Origin of the sequence: Streptomyces sp. NPDC006430 (assembly GCF_040612395.1) — a bacterium.
In the GTDB taxonomy this organism is placed as follows: domain Bacteria; phylum Actinomycetota; class Actinomycetes; order Streptomycetales; family Streptomycetaceae; genus Streptomyces.
Genome location: NZ_JBEXQA010000011.1, coordinates 201,394 through 227,513, shown reverse-complemented (window position 1 = coordinate 227,513; position 26,120 = coordinate 201,394). Strand labels below are relative to the sequence as shown.

The 26,120-nt window shown below is 70.4% G+C and carries 25 protein-coding genes and 2 pseudogenes; 12 read left to right on the top strand and 15 right to left on the bottom strand.

The window, feature by feature from the left end; translation table 11 throughout:
* Positions 1–71: 71 nt before the first annotated feature.
* The 4 genes from ABZZ20_RS19055 to ABZZ20_RS19040 all read left to right on the top strand — a co-directional run bounded on the left by ABZZ20_RS19055 (position 72) and on the right by ABZZ20_RS19040 (position 4,643).
* Positions 72–863 (top strand): thioesterase family protein, encoded by a 792-nt coding sequence (locus ABZZ20_RS19055; RefSeq protein WP_356870870.1) that lies wholly within the window; start codon positions 72–74, stop codon positions 861–863.
* 47 nt (positions 864–910) lie between these two features.
* Positions 911–2,650, top strand: coding sequence for a serine/threonine-protein kinase (locus ABZZ20_RS19050; RefSeq protein ID WP_356870868.1), 1,740 nt, complete (start codon positions 911–913; stop codon positions 2,648–2,650).
* Between the two features lie 59 nt (positions 2,651–2,709).
* Entirely contained in the window at positions 2,710–3,726 is a 1,017-nt protein-coding gene (locus tag ABZZ20_RS19045) for a bifunctional lytic transglycosylase/C40 family peptidase (protein WP_356870866.1), read from the top strand.
* A 200-nt stretch (positions 3,727–3,926) separates the two neighbouring features.
* Entirely contained in the window at positions 3,927–4,643 is a 717-nt protein-coding gene (locus ABZZ20_RS19040) for a phosphatase PAP2 family protein (protein ID WP_356870864.1), read from the top strand.
* A gap of 188 nt (positions 4,644–4,831) precedes the next feature.
* On the opposite strand, the gene ABZZ20_RS19035 is transcribed toward ABZZ20_RS19040, so the two are convergent.
* Positions 4,832–4,990: a hypothetical protein gene (locus tag ABZZ20_RS19035; RefSeq protein ID WP_356870862.1), complete on the bottom strand. Its 159-nt coding sequence runs from the start codon at positions 4,988–4,990 to the stop codon at positions 4,832–4,834.
* Between the two features lie 73 nt (positions 4,991–5,063).
* Positions 5,064–5,273 carry a hypothetical protein gene (locus ABZZ20_RS19030; protein WP_356870860.1) on the bottom strand — a complete coding sequence of 70 codons (210 nt, stop codon included), beginning with the start codon at positions 5,271–5,273 and terminating at the stop codon, positions 5,064–5,066.
* 120 nt (positions 5,274–5,393) lie between these two features.
* Here ABZZ20_RS19030 and ABZZ20_RS19025 point away from each other — a divergent pair, with 120 nt between their 5' ends.
* Together ABZZ20_RS19025 and ABZZ20_RS19020 are read left to right on the top strand one after the other, a co-directional pair.
* Positions 5,394–6,227: a hypothetical protein gene (locus tag ABZZ20_RS19025; protein WP_356870858.1), complete on the top strand. Its 834-nt coding sequence runs from the start codon at positions 5,394–5,396 to the stop codon at positions 6,225–6,227.
* A gap of 147 nt (positions 6,228–6,374) precedes the next feature.
* Positions 6,375–6,527 (top strand): hypothetical protein, encoded by a 153-nt coding sequence (locus tag ABZZ20_RS19020; protein ID WP_356870856.1) that lies wholly within the window; start codon positions 6,375–6,377, stop codon positions 6,525–6,527.
* Positions 6,528–6,685: 158 nt separating this feature from the next.
* Here the strand turns inward: ABZZ20_RS19020 and ABZZ20_RS19015 are convergent, their stop codons facing one another.
* A complete protein-coding gene (locus ABZZ20_RS19015; RefSeq protein ID WP_356870854.1) occupies positions 6,686–7,054 on the bottom strand; it encodes a metal-sensitive transcriptional regulator in 369 nt (122 codons plus the stop codon).
* Positions 7,055–7,259: 205 nt separating this feature from the next.
* On the opposite strand from ABZZ20_RS19015, the gene ABZZ20_RS19010 reads away from it, so the two are divergent.
* Positions 7,260–7,880: a DUF47 family protein gene (locus ABZZ20_RS19010; protein ID WP_030157116.1), complete on the top strand. Its 621-nt coding sequence runs from the start codon at positions 7,260–7,262 to the stop codon at positions 7,878–7,880.
* Between the two features lie 5 nt (positions 7,881–7,885).
* Positions 7,886–8,887, top strand: coding sequence for an inorganic phosphate transporter (locus tag ABZZ20_RS19005; RefSeq protein ID WP_356870851.1), 1,002 nt, complete (start codon positions 7,886–7,888; stop codon positions 8,885–8,887).
* Positions 8,888–9,049: 162 nt separating this feature from the next.
* Here the strand turns inward: ABZZ20_RS19005 and pstB are convergent, their stop codons facing one another.
* From pstB to mshD, 7 genes are all read right to left on the bottom strand, one after another.
* Positions 9,050–9,826: a phosphate ABC transporter ATP-binding protein PstB gene (gene pstB / locus ABZZ20_RS19000; protein ID WP_356870849.1), complete on the bottom strand. Its 777-nt coding sequence runs from the start codon at positions 9,824–9,826 to the stop codon at positions 9,050–9,052.
* Positions 9,827–9,854: 28 nt separating this feature from the next.
* Complete coding sequence (pstA, locus tag ABZZ20_RS18995; protein ID WP_356870847.1) at positions 9,855–10,937, bottom strand: phosphate ABC transporter permease PstA; 1,083 nt, start codon at positions 10,935–10,937, stop codon at positions 9,855–9,857.
* Positions 10,937–11,926 (bottom strand): phosphate ABC transporter permease subunit PstC, encoded by a 990-nt coding sequence (pstC, locus tag ABZZ20_RS18990; protein ID WP_356870845.1) that lies wholly within the window; start codon positions 11,924–11,926, stop codon positions 10,937–10,939. Before pstC ends, pstA begins: the two co-directional genes overlap by 1 nt.
* Before the next feature lie 128 nt (positions 11,927–12,054).
* The gene (pstS, locus tag ABZZ20_RS18985) at positions 12,055–13,194 is read right to left on the bottom strand and encodes a phosphate ABC transporter substrate-binding protein PstS (protein WP_356870843.1); all 1,140 of its coding nucleotides are present in this window, start codon (positions 13,192–13,194) and stop codon (positions 12,055–12,057) included.
* A gap of 395 nt (positions 13,195–13,589) precedes the next feature.
* Entirely contained in the window at positions 13,590–14,573 is a 984-nt protein-coding gene (locus ABZZ20_RS18980) for a CHAD domain-containing protein (protein WP_356870841.1), read from the bottom strand.
* On the bottom strand, positions 14,554–16,827 hold the full coding sequence (locus ABZZ20_RS18975) for an RNA degradosome polyphosphate kinase (RefSeq protein WP_356870839.1): 2,274 nt from the start codon (positions 16,825–16,827) through the stop codon (positions 14,554–14,556). Before ABZZ20_RS18975 ends, ABZZ20_RS18980 begins: the two co-directional genes overlap by 20 nt.
* A 223-nt stretch (positions 16,828–17,050) precedes the next feature.
* Positions 17,051–17,983: a mycothiol synthase gene (gene mshD, locus ABZZ20_RS18970; protein ID WP_356870837.1), complete on the bottom strand. Its 933-nt coding sequence runs from the start codon at positions 17,981–17,983 to the stop codon at positions 17,051–17,053.
* 176 nt (positions 17,984–18,159) lie between these two features.
* On the opposite strand from mshD, the pseudogene ABZZ20_RS18965 reads away from it, so the two are divergent.
* Positions 18,160–19,083, top strand: a pseudogene (locus tag ABZZ20_RS18965) (bifunctional metallophosphatase/5'-nucleotidase); the annotation flags it as partial.
* A gap of 88 nt (positions 19,084–19,171) precedes the next feature.
* Here the strand turns inward: ABZZ20_RS18965 and ABZZ20_RS18960 are convergent.
* Positions 19,172–19,222 (bottom strand): annotated as a pseudogene (locus tag ABZZ20_RS18960) (hypothetical protein); the annotation flags it as partial.
* A 65-nt stretch (positions 19,223–19,287) separates the two neighbouring features.
* Here ABZZ20_RS18960 and ABZZ20_RS18955 point away from each other — a divergent pair.
* A complete protein-coding gene (locus ABZZ20_RS18955) occupies positions 19,288–19,974 on the top strand; it encodes a 5'-nucleotidase (protein ID WP_356870930.1) in 687 nt (228 codons plus the stop codon).
* Between the two features lie 123 nt (positions 19,975–20,097).
* On the opposite strand, the gene ABZZ20_RS18950 is transcribed toward ABZZ20_RS18955, so the two are convergent.
* Positions 20,098–20,877, bottom strand: a complete 780-nt coding sequence (locus tag ABZZ20_RS18950) for an alpha/beta hydrolase (RefSeq protein ID WP_356870835.1) — start codon at positions 20,875–20,877, stop codon at positions 20,098–20,100.
* A gap of 130 nt (positions 20,878–21,007) precedes the next feature.
* Here ABZZ20_RS18950 and ABZZ20_RS18945 point away from each other — a divergent pair, with 130 nt between their 5' ends.
* Both ABZZ20_RS18945 and ABZZ20_RS18940 read left to right on the top strand, forming a co-directional pair.
* The gene (locus ABZZ20_RS18945) at positions 21,008–21,577 is read left to right on the top strand and encodes a helix-turn-helix domain-containing protein (protein ID WP_356870833.1); all 570 of its coding nucleotides are present in this window, start codon (positions 21,008–21,010) and stop codon (positions 21,575–21,577) included.
* A gap of 102 nt (positions 21,578–21,679) precedes the next feature.
* Positions 21,680–22,558 (top strand): phosphatidylinositol-specific phospholipase C, encoded by an 879-nt coding sequence (locus ABZZ20_RS18940; protein WP_356870831.1) that lies wholly within the window; start codon positions 21,680–21,682, stop codon positions 22,556–22,558.
* Here ABZZ20_RS18940 and ABZZ20_RS18935 read toward each other — a convergent pair.
* The 3 genes from ABZZ20_RS18935 to ABZZ20_RS18925 are packed head-to-tail and all read right to left on the bottom strand — an operon-like array spanning position 22,538 to position 26,038.
* The gene (locus tag ABZZ20_RS18935) at positions 22,538–24,019 is read right to left on the bottom strand and encodes a HAMP domain-containing sensor histidine kinase (protein WP_356870829.1); all 1,482 of its coding nucleotides are present in this window, start codon (positions 24,017–24,019) and stop codon (positions 22,538–22,540) included. The genes ABZZ20_RS18940 and ABZZ20_RS18935 overlap by 21 nt on opposite strands.
* Positions 24,016–24,762 carry a response regulator transcription factor gene (locus ABZZ20_RS18930; protein ID WP_356870827.1) on the bottom strand — a complete coding sequence of 249 codons (747 nt, stop codon included), beginning with the start codon at positions 24,760–24,762 and terminating at the stop codon, positions 24,016–24,018. The genes ABZZ20_RS18935 and ABZZ20_RS18930 overlap by 4 nt, the downstream gene beginning before the upstream one ends.
* A 52-nt stretch (positions 24,763–24,814) precedes the next feature.
* Positions 24,815–26,038, bottom strand: a complete 1,224-nt coding sequence (locus tag ABZZ20_RS18925; protein WP_356870825.1) for a trypsin-like peptidase domain-containing protein — start codon at positions 26,036–26,038, stop codon at positions 24,815–24,817.
* Between the last annotated feature and the right edge of the window lie 82 nt (positions 26,039–26,120).

The following is a 26,120-nucleotide window of genomic DNA, read 5'->3' as shown; positions in this document are numbered from 1 at the left end:
GGGGCTCCGGGGTTCCGGCGGGCTCCGGCGGACCCTGGCGTCGAGGGTTACCTGTGGGTAGCGTGCGGTGCATGGGTGTCGAAGGGTTCTTCGAGCGGGTGGACGCCGGGCGGTTCCTGGCCACCGAGAACACGCGCGGGCCGTGGGACCCGGGCGCGCAGCACGCCGGCCCGCCGGCCGCGCTGCTCGGGCGGGCCGTCGAGGAGCGGCCGGGCGCCCGCGAGGACATGCGGACCGCGAGGATCACGTACGAGATCCTGCGCCCGGTGCCGATCGGCCCGCTGGAGATCACCACCTCGGTGGTACGGGCGGGCCGGAGCACCGAGGTGGTCGATGCCGCGCTCGCTCCGGCGGGAGCCGCGCCGGTGATGCTGGCGCGGGCGCTGCGGATCCGGGTGGCCGAGGAGGCAGTGCCGGGTGTGGTCCCGGGGCCGCAGCTGCCGCCCCCCGGGGAGGTGGAGGTGACTCCGTTCTTCCCGGTGCCGTGGGAGAAGGGGTACCACTCGGCCATGGAGACCCGGTTCACCGACGGCGCGTTCGTGGAACTGGGGCCCGGTACGTGCTGGATGCGGATGAAGGTGCCGCTCGTAGCCGGGGAGGAGACCAGGCCGCTGGACCGGGTGCTGGTCGCCGCCGACTCGGGCAACGGGATCAGCTCGGTGATGGACTTCGGCCGGTACGTCTTCGTCAACAGCGATCTGACGGTCCACCTGCACCGGCATCCGGTGGGCGAGTGGGCGTGCGTGGAGGCCCGTACGAGCGTGGAGGCGGCCGGAATCGGCTTGGCGGAGGCGCGGCTGCACGACGAGAAGGGGCCCATCGGGCGGAGCGCGCAGAGTCTGTTCGTCGCTCCACGTTCCTAGCCAACCCGCTTCTGTAGCAGGTGAATCGGTGTGGCAGTCTCTTGGGAATGGAGGCCCTCAGAGAGATCGATCCGAGCCACATCGGAGCGCACGCGCTGCTTGCGAGGCTCGGCGCCGGCGGCATGGGACAGGTCTATCTCGCCCGCTCGCCCGGCGGCCGGCTGGTAGCGGTCAAGGTGATCCGAGAGGAGATCACGGGCCATCCGGAGGCGCTCGCCCGCTTCCGGCGCGAGGCCGAGACGGTGCGTGCGGTGCGGTCGGCGTACACCGCGAACCTGATCGACGCCTCGCTGGCTGCGCCTCCGTTCTGGCTGGCGACCGAGTACGTGGCGGGGCCGACGCTCAGTCATGCCGTGGCGGAACGCGGCGGCTTGCCGGCGGACACCTGCCGGCGGCTGTTCGCGGCCCTCGCGGAGGGCCTGGCGAGCGTCCACGCGTACGGGGTCACCCACCGGGACCTCAAGCCGCAGAACGTGATCCTGGGCGCGCAGGGGCCGCAGCTCATCGACTTCGGCATTGCCAAGGGCACGGCCCAGACGGCTCTTACGCAGGACGGCACGGCCCCCGGAACGCCCGGCTACGCAGCTCCCGAGGTGCTGCTGCGCAACGAGGTGGCGGACGCGGCCGACGTCTTCGCGCTGGGGGCCACGATCGCCTACGCGGCGACGGGGCGGGCGCCCTACGGGGCGGGCGATCCCACGGCGGTCAGCTTCCGGGTGGTCCACGGTCAGGTGGACACCGAGGGGGTCGAGCCGGAGCTCGCCGCGTTGATCGAGGCCTGCGTCGCCAAGGACCCAGCCGTCAGGCCGACGCCCGCCGAGATCATCCGGCGGTGCGCGGTGGACTCGGCGCTGATCGACGATCCGGTGTACGCGACCTTCACGGCGACGGGAGGCGATGCCACCCCGTTGCCGGAGTTGCCCACGATCGGCCCCGGGAGGCCTTCCAAGCCGTCGTACGTGCCGACGTACGTGCCGACGGCGCCGGGGCAGCAGACGCCCGCTGGCGGGCGCCGGCCGGCGCGCTGGGTGCTGACGGTAGCGGCGGGTGTAGTGGCGGGGATCCTTTCCCTGGGCGGATACCTGGTGCTCGGGGACGGCGACGATGGGAGCAAGGACCAGGGAGCGGCTGGCCAGCCGGCCGGTCCGGCCCAAGGTGGGCAGAGCCAGGGCGCGCCGCCCCCTTCCGGGCAGGCCTCGCCGGCTCCGTCGGTGTCAGCGGCGTCGAGCCCCGCCGCCGGTGCCTCGGACGGGGTGCCCGGGCACATCGAGCCGACGAATCCGTCCCGGGACCTGTGGACGGGCGCCGCCCCCGGCGCGGGGAGCTGCAACCTGCCCGCGGAGGAACGGTCCCAGTACCTGGTGGCTTCCGTGGTGGACGCGGATGCGCCGGATGCGCAGGCCGTCACCGGCAAGGTGAAGATCCACGTGATGCTGAAGCCTTACCACACGGAGAAGGGCCCCTACTACGTGTCGGTGGGGGTCAAGCCCCCGCACGACATCGACGAGACCACGGGGCGACCCTTCGAGGACGTGAAGGACTACAACAAGACCATCGGATACACCAGTAAGCCCATCGACCTCGACGCGGCGAAGGACAAGGGCGGGGCGTACCTCACCTATCCCGACGACTTCCGCCAGCAGCTCGTGGACAACCAGGGTGTCGAGCGGACGTTCAACGCCATCCCGCTCGCCAATGACCCGGGCAACTGGACCGTGGTCTTCTTCCACGTCCGGGGCGTCAAGGAGTACGCCAACATCTTCTGCACCGGCTTTCCGGTGAAATAGTGCCGAGGCGGAGCGTCGAAAGGGCTGTCAGCCCCCCTGTCATGAGGCAGTGTTGACGAGTGCGCAAGTTCTGGATGGCAAGCGGGATCGGGGTCGGGGCATGCCTGGCCTTCATTGCGCTGCTCGTCGTCGGAACGTATTCGGCGGCGGCAGGCATCGCGAGCGGCGGCAAGCAGGCGGTCGGACTGGCCAAGGGGGCCGTCCCGGCCGCCTACCAGTCGCTGGTGCAGAAGTGGGGGAACCTCTGCCCCGCCCTGAACCCAGCCTTGCTGGCCGCCCAGTTGTACACCGAGAGCGGCTGGAAGCCGGACGTGGTGAGCCATGCCGATGCGCGTGGTATCGCCCAGTTCATCCCCGACACCTGGGCCAGGTACGGGATCGACGGCGACGGTGACGGGGACCGGGACATCTGGGACCCCCGGGACGCCATTCCGTCGGCAGCCTCCTACGACTGCGTCCTCGCCCAGGACGTCAAGGGTGTTCCCGGCGATCAGTCCGACAACATGCTCGCCGCGTACAACGCCGGGCCCTACCGCGTAATCAAGGCCGGTGGCGTGCCTCCGATCAGCGAGACGCAGGGCTACGTGAAGAGCATCCGCAGCCTAGAGAAGAGCTTTGCGCGGCCCGTTGGGCGGGTTGCGCCCTCGCAGCAGGCTGCCGGGGCCATTTACTTCGCGCAGAAGCAGTTGGGGACCCCGTACCTGTGGGGCGGAAACGGTACGCCCGATCAGGACGGGCGGTTCGACTGCTCCGGTCTGACCAAGGCCGCGTACGAGAGCGTGGGGATCGAACTGCCGCGCGTCGCCAACGACCAGTACAACGCCGGGCCGCATCCCTCGCGCGGCGAACTGCTGCCCGGTGACCTGGTGTTCTTCTCCGATGATCTGACGAACTCTCGGGAGATCCGGCACGTCGGCCTCTACGTCGGCGGGGGATACATGATCAATGCCCCGTACACCGGTGCGGTGATCCGCTTCGACAAGATCGACACCCCGGACTACTTCGGTGCCACCCGTGTCACCAAGGACGGTGCGGAGGCGCTCCCGAACCGTGCTGCCGACGCCAAGTCGCCCTAGCCACACTGCGTTAAGCCAAGGCCCTGAGCTGCGACGATGAGTCACTCTTCGATAACGTTGGCGTGATCATTCGGTGGAGAGCGGAACGGGGCCGTGAGAACGGCCGTTCCATGAACGCAGTGTTTGATCAACGGGGGGTTCAGGGGCGCACGCAGGGGTGCGCCCGAGGGGAACCGAGTAAGGGCAAGGGGCGCATCGCCATGGCTGGACTCACAAGTAGTGGGCCGAACGTGGACGTAAGCCTGCTGTACGACGTCAACGGGCTGGCCCGACACGCTCCGGCAGGCGTCGACCGGGCCGTCGGCCTCGTCGGCGCGTACGGGATCCCGCTGGCCCTGCTGCTCCTCGTCCTGTGGTGCTGGCACGGCGCGCGCCGGCAGGACGAGTGCACGGCCGTCGAGTCGTTCGCCGCACTGGTGTGGGCCCCGCTCGCCGCCGCACTGGCCCTGCTCGTGAACGTCCCGTTGCGCGCATTCGTCGCGCGGCCCCGGCCCTTCCACGAACACGGCGGCCTGGAGGTGCTCGAACCCGACTTCGGTCAGCGCGACTTCTCCTTCGTCAGTGGCCACGCCACCCTCGCGATGGCCCTGGGCGTCGGCCTGTTCCTCGCGAACCGCAAGCTCGGGCTCATCGGGATCGGCCTGGCCCTCGTCGAGGGCATCTGCCGGGTGTACCTGGGCGTCCACTACCCGACCGATGTCATCGGGGGATTCGCCCTGGGCACCGCCGTCGTCCTGGTGCTCGCCCCGCTCGCGATGGCGCTGCTGACGCCGGTGGTGCGGGCGGTGGCCCGCTCTCCGCGCGCGGGCCGGCTGGTGCGCGCCAAGAGCCGCGCCCTGCCCCTCCCGGTGGACCTCGCGCAGACCCAGACCCCGCCGCCGGGCTGCCTCACGCACGAGAGCGACCTCGCCGCTTAGTTCTTCACGGCTGCCGCGGGCGTCGCCGGGCGCTACCGGGTCCCGCCGGGCGCTACCGGGTCCCGCCGGGCGTCGCCGGATTCACGCGTGTCCGTACGCGTCCCACAGGGAGATCAGGACCGCCGCCAGCAGGCACAGGACCGCGGCGGCGAAACACAGGAGCACCGCCGGTGGGCGGGGTCGCTGGGTCACGGGTCCCCGCTCTCGACGCCCCGGCCGGCGGAGGTGTCGTCCCGGCGGTATCGGGAGCGCGGCCACAGACCGGTGGCCACGGCCGCGGCGGCGGGCGTGATGGCGATGAGCAGGGCCCAGAAGAGGGCCGCGACGCGGGGTGCGGGTCCTGGCATGCATCCAGGGCATCCGCTCCCGGGTGCGTCGGCCAGCCAGGCCGTCCGAACGGGCGATGTCGGCGCCGCGTTCCTACCCCGAGATGTGCTGGACCGCGTCCTTGCGGGCCAGGTCCCGGGAGCGGCGTGCCGGCCCCTTCCAGCCGCAGGTGCAGACGGCCAGGCAGAACGCGCCGCGTTCGGTGGTGCTCGTGGTGTGTCCGGTGGCCGGCTGCTGTGTGGGGCGCGGGACCGGTACGGCTTCAAGCGGAGGGACAAGCGACGCCTTGGTGTGCGAATCCACATCACCAAGGTACCTGGGTCGGGCGGGCTGTGGACCGTGACGGGAAACCCGGGACCTCGTTAACCGGAGCGGGTGGGGACCTCGGGCAAACAGCGGTCATGCGTTGGGGGTTGGCAGGCGATGGTGGTGCACCAGCACAGGCAGCGGCGTGAGCGTGCGGGTGAGGCGGTGCTCGCCCTTGGCATGGCCGTGACCGTGGCCGCCATGAGCGGGTGCGGAGGTGCGGACACGGGCGACGACAGGCCCGCCGCCGACCCGGCCGTGATCGTCCGGGGGGCTGCCGACCAGCTGGCGCGGACCGGCAGCGCGCGGGCCCGTACGGCGATGGACATGGCGACCGGCGGGACCCGGGTCACCATCCGCGGCGAGGGCGGCGTCGACTTCAAGAACCGGATGGGACAGCTCCTGGTGATGCTCCCCGCCGACGCGGCCGGCAAGGACGAGCACCGGCCCATCACCGAGCTGCTCGTACCCGGAGCCCTCTACATGAAGAACCGGGGTGCGGGCGTGCCCGCCGACAAGTGGGTCCGGGTCGACACGACGACCCTCGCGGACGGGAACCTGGTCACGGGCGGCGCCACCGACCCGCTGGTCGCGGCCGAGCTGCTGCGCGGCGCGCAGGACGTGACGTACGTGGGCGAGACCGAGGTGGCGGGTACGAAGGTGCGGCACTACCGGGGGACCACCGACATCGGGCAGGCCGCGAAGAGAGCCTCACCAGCGGTCAAGGGGGCACTGGAGGCGGCGGCGAAAGGGTTCAGCAAGGACACCGTGCCCTTCGACGCCTACTTCGACCAGGAGGGACGGCTGCGGAAGGTCAGGCACCGCTTCACCTATGTCAACAATGGCGTGATCGATGTCTCTTCGACCACGCTGCTCTACGGGTTCGGGACGCCGGTGACCGTCGTATTGCCCGCAAGCGGGGACATTTACGCCGGGAAGATCGCCGAATAGCCGGCCGGACGGTCCCGGGGCCGCGCGATCGGGTCATGGCCGGGTATCCGGAAATGGTCCATCCGTGTCATGCGCACAGCGCCCCGTCCTCCCTACGCTGAGAAACCGAGCGCCGACGACCGATGACGGCAGATTGAGGTGACGAGCGTGACTCCCGCTGGCGGTACGACGGTGCAGGACCACGTGGCGCTCGCCGAGATCGAGCTGTGCGGCGAGCTGATCATCGCGGCCTCCACGGCGAACGAGGAGCGGCTCAGCCAGGACCGGATCGACGAGGTCCTGATGGGGCTCGGACTGTAAGGCCGCTGCCCCCTGCTGCCCCCTGCTGCCGGTCTCCGGGGTCGCCGCCCCGCTGCCGGCCTTCGGTCGCCGCCCCGCTGCCGCCCTCCGGGGTCGCCCCTGCCGGGTCGCGGCCCCCGCCCGACGCCCCGTGACCGTACGCGCCGGCGCGGTCCCGCTCAGGTGCGCAGCAGCCGGGCGATCGCCTTCGTCGCTTCCTCGACCTTGGCGTCGATCTCGTCCCCGCCCTTGACGGCCGCGTCCGCGACGCAGTGGCGCAGGTGCTCCTCCAGGAGTTGGAGCGCGAAGGACTGGAGCGCCTTGGTGCTCGCCGAGACCTGGGTGAGTATGTCGATGCAGTAGACGTCCTCGTCGACGAGCCGCTGGAGGCCCCGGATCTGGCCCTCGATGCGGCGCAGCCTCTTGAGGTGCTCGTCCTTCTGGTGGTGGTAGCCGTGCACGGCGCCGCCGCCGCCGGCGCCGGCGTCCGCTCCGGAACCTCCCGCAGCTACCGCTGTGGGCACCCCTCCCGCCTCGATGGCAGTCATGCGTCCTCCCGTGGTCCGGACCGAGGGGCTACATACCCCTCATGGGTATAGGTTACCGGCCCCCGGTCGGAGGGACAGGGGGCCGTGGTGCCAACTCTGCCTGATGGAGGACACTGAAGAACTGCCAGGAACCGCCGGTTAGCCCTGGCCGGGGGATGCGCCTAGCATCAGCCTGACCGAATCCAATGCACCCCGAGGACCCCACGTGCGATTTCGTCTGACCCCCAGGGAGACGAGCTTCTACGACATGTTCGCCGCATCCGCGGACAACATCGTCACGGGCTCCAAGCTCCTGATGGAACTGCTCGGAGCGGATTCCTCCGCCCGAGCCGAGATCGCGGAGCGGATGCGGGCAGCGGAACACGCGGGGGACGACGCCACCCACGCGATCTTCCACCAGCTGAACTCCTCCTTCATCACGCCGTTCGACCGCGAGGACATCTACAACCTCGCGTCGTCGCTCGACGACATCATGGACTTCATGGAAGAGGCCGTCGACCTGGTCGTCCTCTACCAGGTCGAGGAGCTCCCCAAGGGCGTCGAGCAGCAGATCGAGGTGCTGGCGCGGGCGGCCGAGCTGACCGCCGAGGCCATGCCGCACCTGCGGACGATGGACAACCTGACCGAGTACTGGATCGAGGTCAACCGCCTTGAGAACCAGGCCGACCAGATCCACCGCAAGTTGCTCGCCCAGCTCTTCAACGGCAAGTACGACGCCATCGAGGTGCTGAAGCTCAAGCAGATCGTCGACGTGCTCGAAGAGGCGGCCGACGCGTTCGAGCACGTTGCGAACACGGTGGAGACCATCGCGGTCAAGGAGTCCTGAACCACGTGGACACCTTCGCTCTGATCGTGACCATCGGTGTCGCGCTCGGTTTCACGTACACCAACGGTTTCCACGACTCGGCGAACGCGATCGCGACCTCGGTCTCGACCCGTGCGTTGACCCCGCGTGCCGCGCTCGCGATGGCCGCGGTGATGAACCTCGCCGGCGCCTTCCTCGGAAGCGGGGTCGCCAAGACGGTCAGCGAGGGGCTGATCGAGACGCCCAAGGGCAACCAGGGCATGTGGATCCTCTTCGCGGCCCTGGTCGGCGCGATCGTCTGGAACCTGATCACCTGGTACTTCGGCCTGCCCTCGTCCTCCTCGCACGCGCTGTTCGGCGGCATGGTGGGTGCGGCGCTCGCCGGCGGCACCGAGGTGATCTGGTCGGGAGTGGTCGACAAGGTCGTCATCCCGATGTTCGTCTCGCCCGTCGTCGGCCTGCTGGTCGGCTACCTGGTGATGGTCGTCATCCTGTGGATGTTCCGCCGGGCCAACCCGCACAAGGCCAAGCGTGGTTTCCGCATAGCGCAGACCGTCTCCGCGGCCGGCATGGCCCTGGGCCACGGTCTTCAGGACGCGCAGAAGACGATGGGCATCGTGATGATGGCCCTGACCATCGCGGAGCTGCAGACCGCGGGCTCCGAGATCCCGATCTGGGTCAAGATCGTGTGCGCCGTGATGCTGTCGCTGGGTACGTACGCGGGCGGCTGGCGCATCATGCGTACGCTCGGCCGCAAGATCATCGAGCTGGACCCGCCGCAGGGCTTCGCGGCGGAGACCACCGGCGCCTCGATCATGTTCGGCTCGGCGTTCCTCTTCCACGCGCCGATCTCCACCACCCACGTGATCACCTCGGCGATCATGGGCGTGGGCGCGACCAAGCGGGTCAATGCGGTCCGCTGGGGCGTGGCCAAGAACATCATCATGGGCTGGTTCATCACCATGCCGGCGGCTGCCCTGGTGGCCGCGCTCAGCTTCTGGATCGTGGACCTGGCCTTCGTCGGTTAGGTCCGGTAGCGCGGACGGGCACGAAAGCGGACGGACACGTACGCGGACGGGCACGTACGCGGACGGACACGAAAGCGGGCCGGCTCCCCCCACCCAGGGGGAGCCGGCCCTTTCTCATTTCGCCTTGCGGTGGCACCGCCATGCAGCACCGCAGGACGCTCTTTAGCCGAAGCGGCCCGAGATGTAGTCCTCGGTCGCCTGGACGGACGGGTTGGAGAAGATCCGGTCCGTGTCGTCGATCTCGACGAGCTTGCCGGGCTGTCCCACTGCCGACAGGTTGAAGAAGGCGGTGCGGTCCGAGACGCGGGCCGCCTGCTGCATGTTGTGCGTCACGATGACGATCGTGAAGCGCTCCTTGAGCTCGCCGATCAGGTCCTCGATCGCCAGGGTGGAGATCGGGTCGAGGGCCGAGCAGGGCTCGTCCATGAGCAGGACCTGGGGTTCGACCGCGATGGCGCGGGCGATGCACAGACGCTGCTGCTGGCCGCCGGAGAGGCCCGAGCCGGGCTTGTTCAGGCGGTCCTTGACCTCGTTCCAGAGGTTGGCGCCCTGGAGGGACTTCTCGACGATCTCGGTCAGCTCGGACTTCTTGAAGCTGCCGTTCAACCGCAGGCCCGCCGCCACGTTGTCGAAGATCGACATGGTGGGGAAGGGGTTCGGGCGCTGGAAGACCATGCCGACCGTGCGGCGGACCGCGACCGGGTCCACGCCGGGGCCGTACAGGTTCTCGTCGTCCAGGAGGACCTTGCCCTCGACCCGGCCGCCGGGGGTGACCTCGTGCATGCGGTTCAGGGTGCGCAGGAAGGTGGACTTGCCGCAGCCGGAGGGGCCGATGAAGGCGGTCACGGAGCGGGGCTCCACGGTCATCGAGATGTCATCGATGGCCTTGTGGTTGCCGTAGAAGGCGGACAGGCCGCTGACGTCGATTCGCTTGGCCATGAGGGTCACTTCGCTTTCATGAGTCGCGTCAGCGACCGGTCTTCGGGGCCTTCCAGCGGGCGATGCCGCGGGCCACCAGATTGAGGATCATGACGAAGGCGATCAGGACGAGCGCTGCGGCCCATGCCCGGTCGTAGGAGGCGTCACTGCCGACCTTGTACTGCTCCCAGATGTACAGGGGGAGCGAGGACTGAGCGCCTTCGAAGGGGTTCCCGTTGATCAGCTGCGTGCCGAAGACCAGCAGCATGATCGGGGCGGTCTCACCGGCGATGCGGGCGACGGCCAGCATCACTCCGGTGGCGATGCCGCCGATGGCCGTGGGCAGCACGACCTTGAGGATCATGCGCCACTTCGGTACGCCGAGGGCGAGCGCGGCCTCGCGCAGCTCGTTCGGGACGAGCTTGAGCATCTCCTCGGTGGAGCGGACCACGACGGGCATCATCAGGATCGACAGGGCCATCGAGCCGCCGAAACCGGACGGGCCGAAGCCGAGCATCAGGTTCCAGGTCGTCAGGATGAACAGGCCCGCGACGATGGAGGGGATGCCGGTCATCACGTCGACGAAGAAGGTCACGGCCTTGGCGAGCGAGCCCCGGCCGTACTCGACCAGGTAGACGGCGGTCAGCAGGCCGATGGGCGCGGCGATCAGGGTGGCCAGGGCGACCTGCTCGATGGTGCCGAGCAGCGCGTGGTAGACGCCGCCGCCCTCCTCGAAGCTGGTGACGCCGTTCATCGAGTGGCTGAGGAAGTTCGCGTCGAGTGCCTTCAGGCCGCGGCTGACGGTGGTCCAGATCAGCGAGAGCAGCGGGATGACGGCGAGGACGAAGCAGACCCACACGAGGGAGGTCGCGACGCGGTCCTTGGCCTGGCGGCGGTTCTCGACGACCGCGCTGGCGGTGTACGTGATCGCGACGAACAGGAGCGAGGAGATCAGGCCCCACTGGATCTTGCTGTTGAGGCCGGCGACGGCGCCGATGCCGCAGCCGAGGGCGATCGAGAGGACCGCGATCCCGGCCGGGGCCCAGCGGGGCAGGCCGCCTCGGGTGAGGCCGGAGGGGGCGGCGGACTTGCGGGCCCGGACGGGGCGCTGGTCCTGAACTGCGTGGCTCATCAGGCGTTCGCCCCCGAGAAGTCCTTGCGGCGAGCGATGATCAGGCGGGCCGCGCCGTTGACCAGCAGCGTGAGGAGGAAGAGGACCAGGCCGGAGGCGATCAGCGCGTCCCGGCCGAACTCGTTGGCCTCGTCGAACTTCGCGGCGATGTTCTGTGCGAACGTGCCGCCACCCGGGTCCAGGAGGTGCCCGGAGATCAGGAAGCTCGGGGAGAGGACGGTGGCGACGGCCATGGTCTCGCCGAGCGCGCGGCCGAGGCCGAGCATGGAAGCCGAGATGACGCCGGAGCGGCCGAAGGGCAGCACCGACATCCGGATGACCTCCCAGCGGGTCGCGCCGAGGGCCAGGGCGGCCTCCTCGTTCATGCGCGGGACCTGGAGGAAGACCTCGCGGCTGACGCTGGTCACGATCGGCAGGATCATGATCGCGAGCAGGATGCCGACGGTGAAGAGCGAGCGGGCGACGCCGACCTGGGTCTTGTCGAAGACGTAGGTCCAGCCCATGTACTCGTCGAGCCAGAGGTTCAGACCGCCGAGCTGCGGGACGAGGAAGAGGGCGCCCCAGATGCCGTAGATGATCGACGGTACGGCGGCCAGCAGGTCGACGACGTACGCGAGGGGCGCGGCCAGCTTGCGCGGCGCGTAGTGCGAGATGAACAGGGCGATGCCGACGGCGATCGGAACCGCGATGGCCATCGCGATGATCGAGCTGACGACGGTGCCGAAGAGCAGGACGGCGATGCCGAAGACGGGCGGGTTGGCCGACGCGTTCCAGTCGAAGGTGGTGAGGAAGTTTCCTTCGTTCTTCGACAGTGCGAGCGAGGCGCGGTAGGTGAGGAAGACGGCGATCGACGCCATGATCACCAGGAGCAGGATGCCAGAGCCCTTGGAGAGCCCCGCGAAGATCTTGTCACCGGCGCGGCCGGTGGACCTTCCGCTCCGGGAGACAGGCGGAGCCGTGTCTATCTGGGTGGGTGTGGTGGAAGCCATGGTCTTTCCGGTCTGTGTGGGGGCGGGCCCCCTGGCGGCGGTGCACCGGATTCCCCCGGGTGAAGGGGAAGGGTCCTCGGGTGTCGGGCGGCTCGGACGGGAGCCGCCCGACACCCGAGGCTCAGTCGTTAGGACAGCGAGTTGATGACTTCGCGGACCTTGGCGTTGATCTCGGCCGGGATCGGCGCGTAACCGTTCTCGGAGAGGACCTTCTGGCCCGCGTCCGAGGCGGTGTAGTTCAGGAAGGACTTCACGGTCGGGAGCGTCTCGGCCTTGTTGCCCTTGTCACAGACGACCTCGTACGTCACCAGGACGATCGGGTACGCGCCCTCGGCCTTGGTGGTGTAGTCGAGCTTAAGCGCCAGGTCGGAACCGGTGCCGGCGATCTTGGCCGCGGCGATGGCCTTGGAGGCGGTGTCGGAGGCGGCCTTGACCGGGGCGGAGGCGCCCGTGTTCAGGTCAACCGTCTTGATGTTCTGCGCGCTGGCGTAGGAGAGCTCGAAGTAGCCGATCGCGCCGTCAACGGCCTTGACCTGCGAGGCCACACCGGCGGAGCCGGACGCGCCCTGGCCACCGGGGGCCGGCCACTTCTTGGCGGCCTCGTACGGCCAGGCCTCGGGAGCGGCGGCCTTGAGGTACTTGCCGAGGTTCTCGGTCGTGCCCGAGTCCTCGGAGCGGTGGAAAGGCTGGATGGCGGTGGAGGGAAGCGTGACGCCCGGGTTCAGCTTCTTGATCGCCTCGTCGTCCCACTTCTTGATCTTGTCGTTGAAGATGTTGGCGATCGTGGTGGCGTCCAGGTTCAGCTTGTCCACGCCGGCGACGTTGAAGCCGAGGGCGATCGGGCCGCCGACCATCGGCAGGTCGACGCCCTGGCCGCCGGTGCAGATCTTCTTGGACTCCTCGACCTGCTCGGGCTTCAGCGCCGAGTCCGAGCCGGCGAATCCGACGGTGCCCTGGTTGAAGGCGACGATGCCCTCACCGGAGGAGGACGACTTGTAGTTCACCTCGACGCCGGAGCAGGCGGCCATGTAGGCCTTCACCCACAGGTCGACCGCGTTCTTCTGGGCGGAGGAGCCGGAGGCCAGGAGCTTGCCCTTGGCGCCGTCGCACTTGATGTCGCCCGCAGCGGCGGCCGACGGCTTGCCGCTGGCGGAGCCGCCGTCCTTGGTGTTGTCGTCCGAGCCGCACGCCGTGAGGACCAGGGCGCTGGACACGACGAGGGCCCCGAGGGCGGAGGCACGAAGCCGGTTCTTGCGCTGAAGCTTCACTTTCGGGTGTTCCTTCCAGAAGCCGCCGGCCGCTTTCTGTATCGGGGCGGCGTGCGAAGAGGACTACGAAGAGGACTACGTCGGGTGCACGGTCGGCCCCGGGATCTGGCCGGTAACGCGCTCCGTGCACCACTGAAATTAGGCAGATCAGGTGAAGCAGCCGACCGGGGCGAGTGAACGGCGGGTGAACCGTGGCGGACGGCCTGGTGTGGATGGTCGAGTTTGCTCCGGAATGTCATGCGCCGTTGTCCTGCCGTTACCGTTATGTGACCGTCTTCGGGCCGGTGTCAGGGCCGGTGGCCGTGTCGGGGCCGGCGCAGGGTTGGCCGGATCCTTGTGGTCTCCATCGTCCCTTCGAACGCCTCCGGGCGCCTTCGGATGGCTCTCGGTCCGTGTCAGGTGGCGGTCGCCGCGACCGGCTGCCACAGGTCCTGGAAGCTGAAGCGGGCGGCTTCCACCTCGTGCCGCTGGTCGGCGTGCAGCACCCCGAGCGCGTACGCCGTCGCCGGGGCGATCCGCGGTGTCCGGGCCGCGGTCGCCGAAGCCGCCGCGGCCTCGGCGGCGTCGCGGTGGCGGTCCAGGGCTTCGCCGGCCGCCTTCAACCGGGCCACGTCCTCGCCCAGCACCTCCCGGGCGTAGCGGTGGACCCGCAGCAGCCGGCGCACCTCGTGCCAGGAACCGTCGTGGTCGGCGTTGTACGGGTGGGCCTCCTCGGCGGGCAGCAGCGTCGAGACGGCCGCCGCCAGCCGGGTCTGTACCACCTCCGCCAGCGGGACCAGGACCTCGTTCACCCGCCCCCGCGCCGCGATAGGGTCCAGCGGCACTTCGGAGGCCAGCACCGCCACCGCGTCCGCGACCGCGTGGAACCGGGACGAGCCCATGGCCTGCAGGGTCGCCGAGTGGGCGCGGGTCCGGGCCAGGGTCAGCTGCCGCTCCAGCAGGGCAGCCGCCCGTGCCGAGCCCACCGTCAGCGCACCGTAGGTGCCTCGGGGCGCGGGCACCTCGGGAGAGCCCGACAGCCGGTGCAGTGCGTCCAGCAGCCGGACCAGCCGGGCGGCGTACGCGTGCTCGTCGGCCAGGGTCGAGGACAGCCACACCAGTTCGGTGCGCAGCCCGTCGGCCCAGGACGACTCGGTCACCACCCGGAAGGTGGCCAGGGATCCGCTGATGCGGCGCGCAGCCCCCCGCAGGCTGCGCGCCGCATCAGTGCCTCCCGAGGCGTCGGCCGTGCCGGCCGTGCCGGTGGGGCTCGCCGCGCTCTCGTCGTGCAGGCGCATCGCGCGTAGAAAGGCGGTGGCCTGGGCCCGCAGGTACGTGCCGAGCACGTCTCCGGCGGACCCCTGTCCACGCGCTGTCAGGTCATGGTTTGGCAGAGCCACGCCGGCGCCTCCGGGCGTCTATGAGCATCTCCTGAACGTGCCGCAGCGGCTGGCCCTCGTGGTCCGTGCTGTGCCGGGTCCATTCGCCGTCCGGGCCCAGGTGCCAGGAGGAGGTGGAGTCGGACATCCCGGTCTCCAGCATCCGGTCCAGTGCCGCGCGGTGGGCCGGGTCGGCGACCCTGACCAGTGCCTCGATGCGGCGGTCGAGGTTGCGGTGCATCATGTCGGCGCTACCGATCCACACCTCGGGTTCGCCGCCGTTGCCGAAGGCGAAGACCCGCGAGTGTTCCAGGAAGCGGCCGAGGATCGAGCGGACCCGGATGTTCTCCGAGAGTCCGGGGACCCCGGGGCGCACGGCACAGATGCCGCGGACCCAGATGTCGACGGGCACCCCCGCCTGGGAGGCCCGGTAGAGGGCGTCGATGAGGGCCTCGTCGACGATCGAGTTCATCTTCATCCGTACGTACGCGGGGCGGCCGGCCCGGTGGTGGGCGGCTTCCTTGTCGATCCGCGTGATCAGTCCGTCGCGCAGCGAGCGCGGGGCGACGATCAGCCGGCGGTAGGTCTCGCGGCGCGAGTAGCCGGACAGCCGGTTGAAGAGGTCGGAGAGGTCGGCGCCGACCTGCGGGTCGGCGGTGAGCAGGCCGAGGTCCTCGTACAGGCGGGCGGTCTTGGGGTGGTAGTTGCCGGTGCCGACGTGTGAGTAGCGGCGCAGGGTGTCGCCCTCCTGGCGGACCACCAGCGACAGCTTGCAGTGGGTCTTGAGGCCCACCAGTCCGTAGACGACGTGGCAGCCGGACTCCTCCAGCTTGCGGGCCCACTTGATGTTGGCCTGCTCGTCGAAGCGGGCCTTGATCTCGACGAGGACGAGGACCTGCTTGCCGGAGTCGGCGGCGTCGATCAGGGCGTCCACGATCGGGGAGTCGCCGGAGGTCCGGTACAGCGTCTGCTTGATCGCGAGGACGTCCGGGTCGGCCGCGGCCTGCTCCAGGAAGGCCTGCACCGAGGTGGAGAACGAGTCGTACGGGTGGTGCAGCAGTACGTCCCGCTCGCGCAGCGCGGCGAAGATGTCGGGCGCGGACGCGGACTCGACCTCGGCGAGGTCCCGATGGGTGCCGGCGATGAACTTGGGGTACTTCAGCTCGGGCCGGTCCAGGGAGGCGATGCCGAAGAGGCCGGTCAGGTCCAGCGGGCCGGGTAGCGGGTAGACCTCGGCGGCGGAGACGTTCAGCTCCTGCACGAGGAGGTCCAGGACGCCGGGGTCGATGGACTCCTCGACCTCCAGGCGCACCGGCGGGCCGAAGCGGCGCCGCATGAGCTCCTTCTCCAGGGCCTGGAGCAGGTTCTCGGCGTCGTCCTCCTCGACTTCGAGGTCCTCGTTGCGGGTCACGCGGAACATGTGGTGCGCGAGCACCTCCATGCCGGGGAAGAGCTCCTCCAGGTGCGCGGCGATGACGTCCTCCAGGGGGACGTAGCGCTGCGGGGAGGCTTCCAGGAAGCGGGAGAGCAGCGGCGGGACCTTGACGCGCGCGAAGTGGCGGTGCCCGCTCACGGGGTTGCGTACGACGACGGCCAGGTTCAGCGAGAGGCCGGAGATGTAGGGGAAGGGGTGCGCGGGGTCCACGGCCAGCGGGGTGAGCACCGGGAAGATCTGGTTCCGGAACAGCGTGAAGAGGCGGGCCTGCTCCTTCTCGGTGAGGTCGGGCCACCGGATGAGGTGGATGCCCTCTTCGGCGAGCTGCGGGGAGATGTCCTGCTGGAAGCAGGCGGCGTGCCGGGCCATGAGCTCGCGCGAGCGCGTCCAGATGAGGTCGAGCACCTCGCGGGGCTGCAGGCCGGAGGCCGAACGGGTGGCGACACCGGTCGCGATGCGGCGCTTGAGGCCGGCGACGCGCACCATGAAGAACTCGTCGAGGTTGCTCGCGAAGATCGCCAGGAAATTGGCGCGCTCCAGGAGCGGGGTCGCGGGGTCTTCGGCCAGTTCGAGCACCCGCTCGTTGAAGGCCAGCCAGCTGCGCTCGCGGTCGAGGAACCGTCCGGCGGGGAGTTCGCCGCCGTCCTTGTCGTCGTAGGCGTCGGGGTCGGCGTCGAGATCGGGGGCGAGACCGGGTTCGAGGCCGGGGTGCGGGCGGTGCGCGGCTATCGACCCGATCCGCGCGTGCGCGGTCGCCGGGCCGGTGGAGGCAGCGGCGGACGTGTGAGACGGGTGCTGTGCGGGGACCTCGGTGGGGCCTGCGCTGGGCTGGTGGCTCATGACTCCATTCTTCCGCGCAAGCGGCAGGACGGGCGCGTCGGAATCGTTCGCCGTCAGTCGGAGTCGGGGCTGCATGCGGGGAGAGTCGCAAGCGCGTCTTAAGGTCCGGTGAATGGCGTATGGCTTCCAGGGTCCGGATGGTGCACGAGTGCTTGTTTTCGCGCCCGACATGCGCCCGTACGGGGCTCCGCGCGCCGGCGGGCCCCGTACGGCGCGGTGGTGCTCAGCTCTCGGTGCGGTACATGAGGTCCACCTCGTGGGTGCTGAAGCCCAGGCCCTCGTAGACGGCGAGGGCCGCCGGATTGTCGGCGTCCACGTACAGCATCGCGGTCGGTAGGCCCGCCGCGGCGAGGTGCTGTAGGCCGATGGCGGTGAGGGCCTTGCCGAGGCCGCCGCCCTGGGCGCCGGGGCGGACGCCGAGGACGTAGACCTCGCCGAGCTGCTCCGCCGCGTGGATCTTCGTCCAGTGGAAGCCGATGAGCTCCCCGTCCCGTTCGGCGAGGAAGAAGCCCTTGGGATCGAACCAGGGTTGCGCGATGCGGTCGTCCAGGTCCCGCTGGGTCAACGCACCCTGTTCGGGGTGGTGGGCGAAGGCAGCCGCGTTCACCGCGAGCCAGGCCGCGTCGTCCTGGCCGGGGACGAACGTCCGCACCGTCACCCCGGCCGGCAGGACCGGCTCGGGCAGCGGGGGAGCGTCGGGGCCGAGCGGGCGGCGCAGCTGGCGCAGCTCGCGGAACAGGGTCAGGCCGAGGACCTGCGCGAGATGGCGGGCGGCGGACTTGCCGCCGTGTGCCCACACCCGGATGCGTTTGCCGGAGGCGGCCAGGAGGGCCGAGCCCAGGGCCCGTCCGTGGCCGCGTCCGCGCAGTGCGGGGTGGACGACGAGCTCGGCGGCGGGGGCCTCCACCGGGTCGGTGTCCTCCAGCTGTCCGTACCCGGTGAGCCGGCCCTTCTCGGTGAGCAGGAAGTGCCGGATCCCCTCGCGGCGTCCGCCGCGCAGCTGGAGGCGGCCCTGCTCGGATACGGCGGTGGTGCCGTCCGTGCGTGCCGCGTCCTCGATGAGGGCGAGCACCGCGTCGGCCTGTTCTCCCGTCAGTTCGTCGAGCGTCTGAATCTGGCGTCCCGGCTCCAGGGCCGCTGCTGCGTCGTCAGTCATGTGTCGAGCGTACGACTGCGGGAGGGGGCTGCGGGGGTGTGCGGGCCTGGTCCGGGCGGTGATCCGTCTTCTGCACGTAACCAGCTCGATACCCGGTACCCCCTGTCGTGCTACGCGCGTTGACCATAGGCTGCGGCCGACCTCTCATGTTTTACCGCTGTCCAAAAGGGGACTAAATGTCAGCGACGCCACAACGACACCGCCGAGTACGCCGGTTGACCCTCACCGCTCTCGCCGTCACGGCCGGCGCCGGAGCCATGGTCGCGGGCGCGTTCCCGGCCGGTGCCGCGAGTGGTGGCGGTGCCGCCAAGGGCCGCACCGTCGACGTGCAGATGCTGTCGTTCAACGACTTCCACGGCACGCTGGAGCCGCCGCAGGGCTCCTCCGGCAACGTGACCGAGCGTCAGGCGGACGGCACCACCAAGGCGATCCCCGCCGGTGGTGTCGAGTACCTGGCGACCAGCCTGCGCGAGGCCCGCAAGGGCCACCAGTACTCCGTCACCGCTGCGGCGGGCGACATGATCGGCGGCAGCCCGATGCTGTCCGGTCTCTTCCACGACGAGCCGACCGTCGAGGCCCTGAACGACCTGAAGCTCGACGTCACCAGCGTCGGCAACCACGAGTTCGACGAGGGCAAGACCGAGCTGCGCCGCATGGCGTACGGCGGTTGCCACCCGGTCGAGGGGTGCTTCGAGTACGGCAAGGAGTTCACGGGCTCCCAGTTCAAGTACCTCGCCGCGAACGTCACGGACGAGAAGACCAAGCGCCCGCTGATGTCGCCCACCTTCATCTGGAAGAAGGGCGACGTGAAGATCGGCTTCATCGGCGTCACCCTGGAGGGCACTCCGGACGTCGTGACCGCCGACGGCGTCAAGGGCCTCAAGTTCGGTGACGAGGTCGAGACGATCAACAAGTACGCCGAGGAGCTGAACAAGCAGGGCGTGAAGTCGATCGTGGCGCTGATCCACGAGGGCGGCCTGCCCGCGAACGGCGCGTACAACTACGACTGCGACTCCCCGGGCGCCGGCGCGGGCATCTCGGGCGCCATCGTGGACATCGCGAAGAACGTGAACCCGAAGGTCGACGCGCTGGTGACCGGCCACACGCACCAGGCGTACGCGTGCAACATCCCCGACCCGGCGGGCAATCCGCGCATGGTGACCTCGGCCGCCTCGTACGGCCGCCTGTTCACGGACACCACGCTGACCTACGACCGGCAGACCAAGGACATCGTCCGCACGCCGGTCTCCGCGCCGAAGCCGGTCAACAAGGTCGTCACCCGGGAGCAGCCCAAGGCCGCGGACATGACCGCGCTGATCGACCGCTGGAAGAAGCTGGCCGCCCCGATCGCCAACCGTCCGATGGGCTACATCTCGGCGGACATCACGGGCCGTGGCACGGAGGCGTACGAGAAGCCCCTCGGTGACCTGCTCGTCGACGCGCAGCTGGCGGCCACGGCCCCGGCGGACAAGGGCGGCGCGCAGCTGGCCCTCACGAACCCGGGCGGCATCCGTGCCGACCTCGCCTACAAGGCCGCGGGTGACGAGGGCGACGGCGTCGTGACGTACGGCGAGTCCTACACGGTCCAGCCGTTCAACAACCTGATGAACGTGGTGGACCTGACCGGTGCGCAGCTGATCACCGCGCTCCAGCAGCAGGTCAGCGGCCCGGTCAACGGTGCGAACCCGAAGATCCTCCAGGTCTCGAAGGGCTTCACGTACACGCTGGACATGACGAAGACGGGCGCGGACCGCGTCGTCGTGGACTCGGTGAGGCTGAACGGCGCGGCCATCGACCCCGCCAAGACCTACCGGGTCGCGATGAACGAGTTCCTCGCGGGCGGCGGTGACGGCTTCACCGTCCTGAAGGAGCACAAGAACAAGCTGAACGGCGCCTCCGACCTGGAGTGCTTCAACGCCTACCTGGCGAAGTCGACGGCGGCGACCCCGATCGCCCCGCCGGTGGCGGACCGCATCACGGTCATCAAGTAACACCTGCGTGCAGCACGCCCGAAGGGGCGGCGGGCCTTCCGGCCCGCCGCCCCTTCGGCGTTCCCCCCGCCGCCCCGTTCCCCCGTGACGGAGGGGCCAGAAGGGTCAGAGGGGTCGGCGGGGTCAGAGGGTGGCGAGGAACTTCCCGATGGCCCCGTGGAACCCCTCCGGGTCGGTGAACGGCACGAAGTGGTCCCCGTCGAGGGGTGCGTACGTGGTCCCCGGGCGCCGGGACACCATCGCGTCGGCCTGCTCCTGCGGGAGCGACGCGCTGCGGGTGCCGTGGATCAGCAGCGCCGGGCACTCGCTGCCGAGCCATGCGGCCCAGTGGTCGCCGCGGCAGGCCTCGACGGAGTCGAGCATGTCCTGCGGGTGGAACGGCAGCCGCCAGCCTCCGTCGGGGAGCGGGCGGAGCGCCTGGGCGACGATCTGGGAGCCCACCGGCCCGGCCGCGGCGAGGAGTTCCTCCCGGGTGGGCGCGGTGTACCGCATGCCCTGGAGGAAGGCCATCCACTCGTTGCCGGCGGGGTTGATCTCCACGGCGGCGTCCACGTCGATGAGCGCTGAGATCCGGTGGGGGTGGGCGGCGGCCAGGTGGACGGCGTTGAGCCCGCCGAGGGAGTAGCCGAGGAGGGCGACGGGGGCGTCGAGGCCGAGGTGGTCGAGCAGGGCGACGGCGTCGCTGACGTACCCGGCGCGGGTGTAGTCGGCGGCCCGGTCGGAGTCCCCGTGGCCGCGCTGGTCGGGGGCGATGACCCGCCATGCGTCGCCCAGGGCCTCGGCGAGGCCGGCGAACGCGAATCCCTCGGACATGCCTCCGTGTAGCGCGAGCAGCGGGCGGCCCGGCCCGCCGAAGTCCAGGTACGACAGCGTGCGGTCGTCGATCTTCAGCTCGTGGCGCATGGTTTGGCTCTCCCCTGTGTGCGTCGTGGGCGCGTCGTGGTGACAGTGGCAGCCTGACAGGATTTGGGCAAGCGCGCAATACGATTGTCTTGCGCGCTTGCCCAAGAAGGGGCGCGGATACGATCCCGCCATGGGAAATCGCGAGGACCTGCTGGCCGGAGCGCGCCGCTGCCTGGAGGAGAAGGGGTACCTGCGTACGACGGTGCGCGACATCGCCTCGGCGTCGAACGTGAGCATGGCCGCCATCGGATACCACTTCGGTTCGCGCGAGGCCCTGCTCAACCTCGCGCTGTTCGCGGCCATGGACGAATGGGCCGCGGGGGCGGGCCGACTCGCCGGCCAGGGCGACACCGCCCGGGAACGGTACGCCGACACCTGGGACCGCAAGATCCGGGACTTCGGCGACATGCGCTGGCTGTGGACCGCCTCCGTCGAGGCCTTCGTCCACGCACAGTCCTCGCCCGAGCTGCTCGCGATCCTCGCCGAGGGCCAGCGCCGGTCCCGGCGCATGGTGGCCGCCCAGTTGCGCGGGGTTCCCGAGGACGCGGTCACCGAGGAGGACGTACGGGTCCTCGGGTCGGTGCACGTCGCGCTGCTGACCGGGGTGATGGTGCAGACCCTGACCGACCCCGAGCACGCACCGAGCGGTCGGGATTTGGCTCAAGGGCTGCGCGACATGGCGGAGTTGCTCGAAAGGTGAGCCCTACCGACGGGTAGTAAAGCCTGCTTCCGCACGCCAGAATCTGGGGCACCTCCCAGCGGTGGCTGGGGGACCAACCATCGGGTCGGCAAAGGGGCGGGCATGACACTGGATCGTCGGGCATTTCTGGTCGGGGCGATGGCGGCGGGAGCGGGCGCCGTGGGACTCGCGGCGGCCCCGGCCTCCGCCCGGACCCGCGCCACCCTCGGCACGCAGGACTGGATGGCCGGACTCGGCGACGCCACCGCCCTCCAGCGGATGACCGTTCCCGGCACCCACGACTCGGGCGCCCGTCAGGGCGGGCTCTACGTCGCCTGCCAGAACACCTCGATCGCCGAACAGCTCGACTCGGGCATCCGCTTCCTCGACGTCCGGTGCCGGGTCACCGGGGGATCGTTCGCGATCCACCACGGCTCCTTCTACCAAGGCATGATGTTCGGCGACGTGCTCGTCTCCTGCGCGAACTTCCTCGCCGCACACCCCTCCGAGACCGTGCTGATGCGCGTCAAGCAGGAATACTCCGAGGAGAGCGACGCGACCTTCCGCGCCGTCTTCGACGACTACCTCGACCACCGCGGCTGGCGTCCGCTGTTCCGGATCGCCGACAGCCTGCCGACCCTCGGCCAGGCCCGCGGCAAGGTGGTGCTGCTCGCCGACAACGGGGGGCTGCCCGGGCTCCGGTACGGCGACGGCAACGTCTTCGACATCCAGGACGACTACATGGCCGAGCCCTTCGCGAAGCGCGGAAAGATCGAGAACCAGTTCCGGCGGGCCGTCCAACAGCCCGGCAAGCTCTTCGTGAACTACACCAGCACCTCGGCGTACATGCCGCCGCGCTGGAACTCCGACCGCCTCAACCCGCAGGTGCACGCCTTCGTCGACGGGTCTGAGCTGGCCGGCCGGACCGGGCTCGGGATCGTTCCGATGGACTTCCCGAACACCCGCTCCGGCCTGGTCGCCTCATTGATCCGACACAACTGACCCGTCTGACGGCGCTGCCGGCTGCGCCACCGGCTGTGGAGCCGGCGGCGGCGTCGGCGGCGGCGTCGGCGCGCCCGGGACGTGCAGCACCGCCTCCGCCCCCGGGCCGCCGTCCACCGGGGCCCGCAGTTCGACGGTGCCCCCCGTGCGCTGCACCGTACGGGCCACGATCGACAGACCGAGCCCGCTGCCCGGCAGGGCCCGGGCCGACGGAGACCGCCAGAACCGCTCGAAGACGTGCGGGAGGTCGTCGGCCGGGACACCCGGACCGTGGTCGCGCACGGTCAGCTCGCCCGCCCGCAGCGACACCTCCACCGAGCCGCCCGGAGGGCTGAACTTCACCGCGTTGTCCAGTACGTTGACCACCGCCCGCTCCAGCGCAGCCGCCTCGCCCCGCACGTACCAGGGCTCCAGCGTCGAAGCGAAGTGCAGCTCCGGGCCGCGCAGCCGGACCCGGGACAGCGCGCTCTGCACGACCTCGTGCAGGGCCACCACCTCCAGCCGGGCGGGCGGGGCCTCGTCCGGGCGGGACAGCTCCTGGAGGTCCCCGATCAGCGCGGCCAGCTCCGTCATCTGCGCCTTGACCGAGGCCAGCAGCTCCTTGCGGTCCTCCGCGGGGATGGCCCGCCCGGTCTCCTCGCTGCGGGCCAACAGTTCGATGTTGGTGCGCAGGGAGGTGAGGGGCGTGCGCAGCTCGTGGCCGGCGTCCGCGATCAACTGGGCCTGCCGCTCCTGGGAGGAGGCGAGGGCGGCCGTCATCGAGTTGAAGGAGCGCGACAGGCGGGCGATCTCGTCGTCGCCCTCGTCGGGGATCCGTACCGTCAGGTCCTCGGTGCGGGCGATGTGCTCGACGGCGCCCGTGAGTTCGTCGACGGGCCGCAGTCCCGTACGGGCCACCCACAGCCCGGCCGCGCCCGCGCCGACGACACCCACCCCGCTGACGAAGAGCAGCACCCAGGCGAGGGTGGACAGCGGCTTGTCGATGTCGGCCAGTGGTTTGGCGACCGAGATGGCGACGCTGCCGCCCACCGGCCCGGTGACTTCCACCGGCTGGGTGTAGACGCGTACGGGGGTGCCGTCGGTGGTGCGGCCGTCGTACATCACCGGTCCGCGCTGGCCCTGGGCGACCTGGAGGTCGTATCCGGTCACCGGGAGGGTGTTCTTGCCGTCCACCCAGCAGCGTCCGCCGGTGGGCAGCACGATCTGGACCTGGGCGCTCAGGTTGTTCACGATGGCGCCGGGCACCTTCTCCCGGCAGCCGAGCTGCGGCAGCGTCTGGTTGGCCTGCGCGCTGGCGTTGGTGGACCGCAGCGAGCTGTCCAGCTGGTCCTTCAACTGCGCGCGGACCATGAACCAGCTGACGACGGCGACGGCCGCGACGGCGACCGCCACCGCGACCGTGACCAGCAGCGCGAGCCGGGAGCGCAGGGGCAGCCCGCGGAATCTGGCGGCCGGGCTCACTCGGGACCTCCGGAGTCGCCCGCCCCGGCGGAGCGCAGCACGTAGCCCACCCCACGCACGGTGTGGACCAGGCGGGGCTCGCCGCCGGCCTCGGTCTTGCGGCGCAGGTACATGACGTACACGTCCAAGGAGTTGGAGCTCGGCTCGAAGTCGAAGCCCCACACCGTCTTGAGGATCTGCTCGCGGGTCAGGACCTGGCGCGGGTGCGCCAGGAACATCTCCAGCAGCGTGAACTCGGTGCGGGTCAGCTCTACCGGGCGCCCGGCCCGGGTGACCTCGCGGGTGGCGAGGTCCATGCGCAGGTCGCCGAAGGACAGCACGTCCTCCGGCTCCGCGCCGCCTGCCGGCGGCGCTGCGTACGCGCTGCGGCGCAGCAGGGCGCGGACCCGGGCGAACAGCTCGTCGAGTTCGAAGGGTTTGACGAGGTAGTCGTCGGCGCCCGCGTCGAGGCCGGTGACGCGGTCGCCGACGGTGTCGCGGGCGGTGAGCATCAGGATCGGGGTGGTGCTGCCGGCGGCACGCAGCCGGCGGGCCGCCGTCAGGCCGTCCATGCGGGGCATCTGGATGTCGAGGACGATCAGGTCGGGTGCGTACGAGGCCGTCTTGTCGAGGGCGTCGAGCCCGTCGACCGCGGTCTGTACGGCGTACCCCTCGAAGGCGAGGCTGCGGCGCAGGGCCTCCCGCACGGCCGGCTCGTCGTCGACGACGAGGATGCGGTGCGGTTCGCCTTCGGCCGGATTCATGCTCGTTCCCCCAGGGGTTCGTGGTCGGTGCTACCAGGCTCGCACGGGACGCTCAGTAGGAGGTCCCGAAGCCGTTGGCGGCGTTACCACTGCCGTTGACGCTCCCGTCGCTGGTGGAGCCCGCGCCGCCGCTGCCGCCCTTGCGGAGGGAGGCCAGGTCGGCCTTGATCGTGTTGACCGGGATGGCGAAGCCGAGACCGACGCTGCCGGCGGTGGACCCGTCGCTGGAGGGGGAGTAGATCGCGGAGGGCATGCCCACGACCTCGCCGTTCATGTTGACCAGGGCGCCGCCGGAGTTGCCGGGGTTGAGCGAGGCGTCCGTCTGGACGGCCTTGTACGAGGTGGTGTTCGAGCCGGTGTTCCCGTTGAACTGCCGACCGCCGTACGAGAAGGGCCAGCCGCCGTCGCTGCGCTGGCGCTGCGGGGACTGCTGCTCGGACTTGGGCACGTTCACCTCGCGGTTCAGCGCCGAGACGATGCCGCTGGTGACCGTGCCGGTGAGGCGGTCGGGGGAGCCGATCGCGACGACCTGGTCGCCGACCCTGAGGCCGTCGGAGTCGCCGAGCCGGGCCGGCTTGAGGCCCGCCGCACCCTGGAGCTTGATCAGGGCGAGGTCCTTGTCGGGGTCGGTGCCGAGGGTCTTGGCCGGGTACTTCTTGCCGTCGCTCATCGTCACCTGGATCTCGGTGGCGCCGTCCACGACGTGGTTGTTGGTGGCGATCTCGCCGTCGGCGGTGAGCACGATGCCGGAGCCGGTGCCCTGACCGGACCCGGTGCGGGTGTCGATCCGGACGACGGAGGGGCTGACCTGCTCGGCCACGCCGGCGACGGTGCCGCTGCTGGACTGCGAGACGTTGGTGCCGTTGACACCGCTGCCGCTGCCGCCCTTGTCGCCGAGCAGCTGCTGTACGGCCGCGGCGGTGCCGCCCCCGACGACGGCGGCGGCCAGCGCCACGGCCACGAGCAGGGCGACGGGCCGCTTGGCGCGGGCCGCGTGCGCGGGCCCCACGAAAGCCGGCGGGACCGGGGGAGCGGGGGGAGCGGGGAAGACCGGGGGTTGGTGCGCCTCGTGCCAGCCGGGCGCGGCGGCGGCCGGGTCGGGGACGGCCGGGTCGGGGACGGCCGGGTACCCGGGTGGCGGCGGGTAAGCCGCCGCCGCGCCCGGTGCCGCTGCCGGCTGGTCGCGGCCGTGCTCCCCGCCCTCGCCGGACTGCGCGCTCGGGGTCGGGCGGTGCTCCTGCGGGTACTCGCCTGCGCGGCGGAAGCTCTCGGTCATGGATACGACTGTGTCCACGGTTCATGAGAGCTTCCTGAGTCCAGGCTGAGAAGCCCGACAGAACCTCGTATGCCCGATATAA

Bases quoted from the DNA above. Each gene is read 5' to 3' on its own strand.
- ABZZ20_RS19055 (WP_356870870.1), top strand. From the start codon at position 72: ATGGGTGTCGAAGGGTTCTTCGAGCGGGTGGACGCCGGGCGGTTCCTG.
- ABZZ20_RS19050 (WP_356870868.1), top strand. From the start codon at position 911: ATGGAGGCCCTCAGAGAGATCGATCCGAGCCACATCGGAGCGCACGCG.
- ABZZ20_RS19040 (WP_356870864.1), top strand. From the start codon at position 3,927: ATGGCTGGACTCACAAGTAGTGGGCCGAACGTGGACGTAAGCCTGCTG.
- ABZZ20_RS19035 (WP_356870862.1), bottom strand. From the start codon at position 4,990: ATGCCAGGACCCGCACCCCGCGTCGCGGCCCTCTTCTGGGCCCTGCTC.
- ABZZ20_RS19025 (WP_356870858.1), top strand. From the start codon at position 5,394: ATGGTGGTGCACCAGCACAGGCAGCGGCGTGAGCGTGCGGGTGAGGCG.
- ABZZ20_RS19015 (WP_356870854.1), bottom strand. From the start codon at position 7,054: ATGACTGCCATCGAGGCGGGAGGGGTGCCCACAGCGGTAGCTGCGGGA.
- pstB (WP_356870849.1), bottom strand. From the start codon at position 9,826: ATGGCCAAGCGAATCGACGTCAGCGGCCTGTCCGCCTTCTACGGCAAC.
- pstA (WP_356870847.1), bottom strand. From the start codon at position 10,937: ATGAGCCACGCAGTTCAGGACCAGCGCCCCGTCCGGGCCCGCAAGTCC.
- pstC (WP_356870845.1), bottom strand. From the start codon at position 11,926: ATGGCTTCCACCACACCCACCCAGATAGACACGGCTCCGCCTGTCTCC.
- ABZZ20_RS18975 (WP_356870839.1), bottom strand. From the start codon at position 16,827: ATGAGCCACCAGCCCAGCGCAGGCCCCACCGAGGTCCCCGCACAGCAC.
- mshD (WP_356870837.1), bottom strand. From the start codon at position 17,983: ATGACTGACGACGCAGCAGCGGCCCTGGAGCCGGGACGCCAGATTCAG.
- ABZZ20_RS18955 (WP_356870930.1), top strand. From the start codon at position 19,288: ATGACCGCGCTGATCGACCGCTGGAAGAAGCTGGCCGCCCCGATCGCC.
- ABZZ20_RS18950 (WP_356870835.1), bottom strand. From the start codon at position 20,877: ATGCGCCACGAGCTGAAGATCGACGACCGCACGCTGTCGTACCTGGAC.
- ABZZ20_RS18945 (WP_356870833.1), top strand. From the start codon at position 21,008: ATGGGAAATCGCGAGGACCTGCTGGCCGGAGCGCGCCGCTGCCTGGAG.
- ABZZ20_RS18940 (WP_356870831.1), top strand. From the start codon at position 21,680: ATGACACTGGATCGTCGGGCATTTCTGGTCGGGGCGATGGCGGCGGGA.
- ABZZ20_RS18930 (WP_356870827.1), bottom strand. From the start codon at position 24,762: ATGAATCCGGCCGAAGGCGAACCGCACCGCATCCTCGTCGTCGACGAC.
- ABZZ20_RS18925 (WP_356870825.1), bottom strand. From the start codon at position 26,038: ATGACCGAGAGCTTCCGCCGCGCAGGCGAGTACCCGCAGGAGCACCGC.